Annotated in this window: 4 protein-coding genes; all 4 read left to right on the top strand. The window is 55.0% G+C overall.

All coding sequences use genetic code 11. From position 1 onward, the window contains the following. Positions 1 to 571: helix-turn-helix domain-containing protein (locus V5A26_RS11145; RefSeq protein WP_332322532.1), on the top strand; the 571-nt coding region annotated here is incomplete at its 5' end. Between the two features lie 165 nt (positions 572 to 736). After that, positions 737 to 2,857 (top strand): PAS domain-containing protein, encoded by a 2,121-nt coding sequence (locus V5A26_RS11140; RefSeq protein WP_332322531.1) that lies wholly within the window; start codon positions 737 to 739, stop codon positions 2,855 to 2,857. Positions 2,858 to 3,110: 253 nt separating this feature from the next. Beyond that, positions 3,111 to 3,323: a hypothetical protein gene (locus tag V5A26_RS11135; protein ID WP_332322530.1), complete on the top strand. Its 213-nt coding sequence runs from the start codon at positions 3,111 to 3,113 to the stop codon at positions 3,321 to 3,323. A gap of 116 nt (positions 3,324 to 3,439) precedes the next feature. After that, on the top strand, positions 3,440 to 5,023 hold a 1,584-nt coding region (locus V5A26_RS11130; RefSeq protein ID WP_332322529.1), incomplete at its 3' end, for a PAS domain-containing protein.

Here is a 5,023-nt window from a genome sequence, read left to right as displayed (position 1 = left end):
GGCGACGGTCGAATTCGAGCGGTTGATTCCACACGAACGGATTATCATCCCATACTTCTGGGTGCGGGGTGTGGATAGCTCGGATATCGAAGCGGCGTTCAAATCCCATGCCGGCATTGCTGAAATTCAACTGGTCGATAGCGTTGAGGACCAGTATCTGATGCGTGCGGAGTGGGAACAGGAGTACGTCGGGATCCTGCGTGCCCTGGCCGAAGCCAACGTCGTCACGCTGTCCGGAATCGGGAAGAAACACGAGTGGCGATTCGAAGTGCGCGGCGAGAGTCATGAGGAGATTTCCGCGTTTCGACACTACTGCCAGGAACACGATATTCCGATCACGATCATCAACGTTCACGCAATGTTGCCCCTACAGGGCGAAGGATTCGAATTGACCGAACCGCAGCGCGAAGCGTTGGTGTTGGCCTACGAGCGAGGCTACTACGACACGCCCCGCGATAACTCTCTCGAAGACATCGCCGAGGAACTCGGTGTTACCCAACAGTCACTCTCCACTCGGCTCCGTCGTGGCTATCGACGCCTCGTCGAGGCGACGTTGATCGGCCCACCGTGATCGGGAAGCGGATGGGTTGATTAAACCTCCTGTATAATCAATGCCAGAACGGAACCGTCTCTGGCCCTTCCCATACGTTAAGGAGTAGGCGCAGACCCGGGATTGATACCAATGCATCATGTTAGCGGAGAGCTGTCCAAGGATTCCAGTAGAACCTCTCCACGAGTGCTATCACTCATTTCGGACGAGGGGAACCGGGAGCAACTTGCCGACTGGATAGACGCCCACGACTCCTTCGGGTCCGTCTCGTTCGAGGGGGATCTGGAAGCGGTTGAATTTGACGTCTGCATTCTCGATGGGGGAGCACTTCGAAGGTACGAAACAGACCTGACCAGCGCTAAGGAGAACGCCGAACCAGTACTCCTCCCATATCTATTGTTTGTTCCCGAGTTCGATCGGAGTTCAGTTACTCCGGACCATGATCGCCTCATCGACTCCATTACGAAGAGTACGGTCGATGAGGTCGTCACACTTCCCATCAACCAAGATGAACTGGAGTGGCGGGTGGAATCCCTGCTCAGGCTTCGAAACCTCTCGATTCAGGCATACGGACAGGCACGACGCCATCAAATGCTCTTCGAGAGCATTCGTGATGCGATTCTCGTCGCGAATACCGACCGTCAGATCGTGGAGTGCAATCAGGCATTTACCGATCTGTTCGGCTACTCGCTCGACGAAATTGCTGGCAAACCCACCCACGCCGTTTACGAAAGCAAAGAAGAGTTCGAGGAGATGGGTAAAGCCATCCAGGGACACATCGGTGACCCCGAGTTCACCAAAATCGTCTCCTACGAACGGAAATCCGGCGAGGTGTTCCCCGGTGAAACGAACGTCTTCTACCTTCGTAATCAAGACGGGGAAATTGAGGGCATGATTGGGCTGATTCGGGATGTCTCGGAACGGCTGGAACGCAAACGCGAACTCGAACGATACGAGGCCGCGGTCGAAGGCTCCACGGACTTGCTGGTGGCAGTTGATCGGGATCGCCGGGTTCTCTTCGCAAACGAGCAATACCGTGATCTGCATGGACAACCGGAGGGGTATATTCGCGGGTCCCATCTCCGCAAAATTGTTGGAGAGGATACGTTCGAAGAAATCGAGCCTCACATCGAACGAGCGCTCGAAGGTGAAGAAGGCCAATTCACCCGTGAGCAATTGACCGAAAAGGGCGAAACCCGACTTGTCGACGTTAGCTATTACCCACTCCGAGAAGGCGCAGAAGACGAAATCACGGGAGTCGTGGCTTCGCTCCGAGATATCACGGAATCGGAAACTCGCAAGCAGAAACTCCGCGAGTTCAAACAGGCAGTCGACGCCGCGGGCCACGCCATCTACATGACGGATTCCGATGGAGAAATTACGTACGCAAACGAGGCCTTCGAGGATGTAACGGGGTACCCACCGGCGGAAGCGATCGGACAGAATCCACGCATTCTGAAGTCGGGCGAAATGTCCGAAGCGTACTACGAGGAGGTCTGGGAGACCGTCACGAGCGGCGAAATTTGGGAAGAAGAAGTCATCAATCGGCGGAAAAACGGCGATATCTATCACGCTCGCCAGACGATTGCCCCGGTCACGAACGAGGCAGAAGACATCGAAGGGTACGTCGCTATCCAGACGGACATCACGGAGCAAAAAGAGCGACAGGAACATATGCGCTCCATCGACCGGATGCTCCGCCATAACCTCAACAGCGAGATGAACGTTATCCTCGGATGGGCGTCGATGATCGAAGAAGAGGGGTCCGGGAACCTCGCAGAATACGCAAAATCGATACGTGAAGCGGGGAACAAATTGCTCGATCAGGCAACCAAAGAACGCGAGATCGTGAAGATACTTACAGAACCTTCGTCGGCGACGAGAATCGATCTCACCCAGCGCATTCGGTCCATAACGGAGCGGTTGCAGGAGGAGTATCCCGAGGCGGTATTCGAACTCGACCTGCCTGCCGAACTGGAGATATCCACCATCCCGGAAATCGAACGTGCCATCGAAGAGTTGCTCGAAAATGCCATCGTTCATGCAGCAGAGGAACCATCGGATGTTCGGGTCGGCGTCACCGAAACCGAAGACGGCATCGAACTCGAAATCGTGGATAGCAACCCCACAATTCCATCCGACCAACTGGCAGCCCTCAAAGATACCAGTCAAATCGACCAACTCAAGCATACGAGCGGAATGGGGTTGTGGCTCGCAAAGCGTATCGTCTCCCGAGCTAATGGGACATTGATGTTTGAGGGTCGAGAACCGACGGGAAATCGAATTACCATCGCGCTCCCCACCTGACTGACTTCGTTCCTCTTGTCGGCCAGCACTCTTCGGACGGTTGAAGATAAATCGACCGGGAGTCAGTTTGTTGTCGAAATTAAATGACGGGCGTACCCAAGAAGAGGCGATAAAAACACGTTGGCATCCGAAGACGGTAGCGTCTGCCCGGTCGGTCCCCATTGATCTGTCACTCCGGCTGGAGGCTAGCCTGGAACGCGTCACTGACCAATATGAAGCGTTCCCGCGGTCACGACCCGCTGTCAACAGACGAGTGTCAGCCGTTGCGGAGGCCGCAGACATCGACGGTCGAGTCCATCCGCATTGTCTCAGCGCGACCGCTGCCAGCTACCACGCCGACCAGGGAGTCGCGCCGGTCCCACTCCACACGCTGATGGGCCGGAGTGACCTGGCGACAGCCCAGAACTATATCCGCATCTCCGGGAGGGCCGCAGCCGACGCTCTTCGGCAAGTCCACCACCGATGAAAACAGTCTACGAACGTTCACCGCTGATTGTGCGTGCTGAATTGAGGGCACATATCTTTCAGACAACGTCTCCTATAGCCCACAAACACTATTGTAATACGAAAACAGGTTTAAATATGAACGATTGGGAGGAGAGTGGACCAGACCGTCCCCCCGGTCCCGTAGAAGTTCTCCAATCATTTGCCCCGCATCCATATCTGTCGCTGAACGCTGATGGAGAGATCATCACCGTCAACGACGCCTGGCTTGATCTCTTTGGATACGACCGAGAAGCTGTTATCGGCCGCTTGTTCGGTGAGATCCTGACAGACCGGTCACGAACGAAGTTCGAGTCTCGTTTCGAGGATTTCAAATCCAGTGGTGGGATCTCCGATGTCGAATTCGAAATCAAGGGCAGCAATGACGGAACGGCAATCGTCTCGTTTGATGGGGTAATCGAATACGACGACCAGGGGAATTACGTACGGACACACTGTCAATTTACCGATATTACTGACCGGAAGTACCGCGAAACCTTCTTTGTGAAATCGACCGACGTGATCATGATTCTCGATGACCAAGGCCGCGCAATATACGTGACCCCGTCTGTGGAACGGATAATGGGGTACGACCCGGAAGAACTGCGTGGGCGAAGGGGTTTCGAAGACATACACCCGGAGGATCGGGAGCGGGCCATGGAGGTATTCACCGAAGCGATAGAGAATCCCGGCACAGTGGTGACGGCGGAGTATCGGATTCTGGACGCAGACGGATCTTGGCGGTGGGTCGAAAGCCGAGGGAAAAGCCTCCTCGATGAGCCCGGCCCCGGCGGGGTCATCATAAATGCTCGGGTGATCGACGAGCGCAAGGAGTACGAGCAACAGCTCATGGAGCAGCGTGACCGATTGGAATATCTCGAATCGCTCGAAAACCAACTCACGGAATTCTCACGTGACCTTATCGCGGCCAACCCCGAGAGTCTTGAAGAGAAAATTGCCGATGGATTAGCCTCGTTAGGGGAGCTCGCCGACGCGGACCGAAGTTACGTGTTTCAAATCGACTACGGTGACGAGACGCTGAGTAATACCCACGAATGGACTGCTGACGGCATCGAACCGCAAATCGACGACGTGCAGGACCTGCCCCTTGACGCGGTACCCTGGTTGGTGGGGAACTTAGAAAATGACGAATCGGTCACCATCCCAGTCGTTTCAGAGCTTCCACCGGAGGCGAGTGCCCTACGAGAAATCTTGGAGGGACAGGATATCCGATCATTGATCGTCTCGCCGATGTTTTCAGAGGGTACTCTCATCGGGTTTATCGGGTTCGACTGGGTGGAAAAACAGGAGGGGTGGTCGGAGGAATTCGTTGATTTGTTGCGAATAAGCGGTGAAATGATTGCCGCAAAATTACAGCAAGAATCCCAACGCCACGAGTTGGAACGGGTCAAGGAACGGTTGGAGTTAGCCGTGGAGGGGGCAGATATTGGCGTCTGGGACTGGGATATGGAAACCGATGAAGTGACCAGACATGTGAATCTCCGCGAAATGCTCGGCTACTCCCCCGCCGAGTTCGGCAGCAGACTCCCCGGCTGGGAGCAACTCGTTCACCCGGAAGGCATATCCAAACATGACGAAGTACTAAGAGAGCATATCGAGAATCGAACGGAATTCTACGAGTGGGAGTACCGATTGCGGGCGAAAAGCGGTGACTGGAAATGG

The organism is Halodesulfurarchaeum sp. (genome assembly GCF_036626455.1).
In the GTDB taxonomy this organism is placed as follows: domain Archaea; phylum Halobacteriota; class Halobacteria; order Halobacteriales; family Halobacteriaceae; genus Halodesulfurarchaeum.
This window is presented reverse-complemented; position numbering and strand designations above follow the sequence as displayed.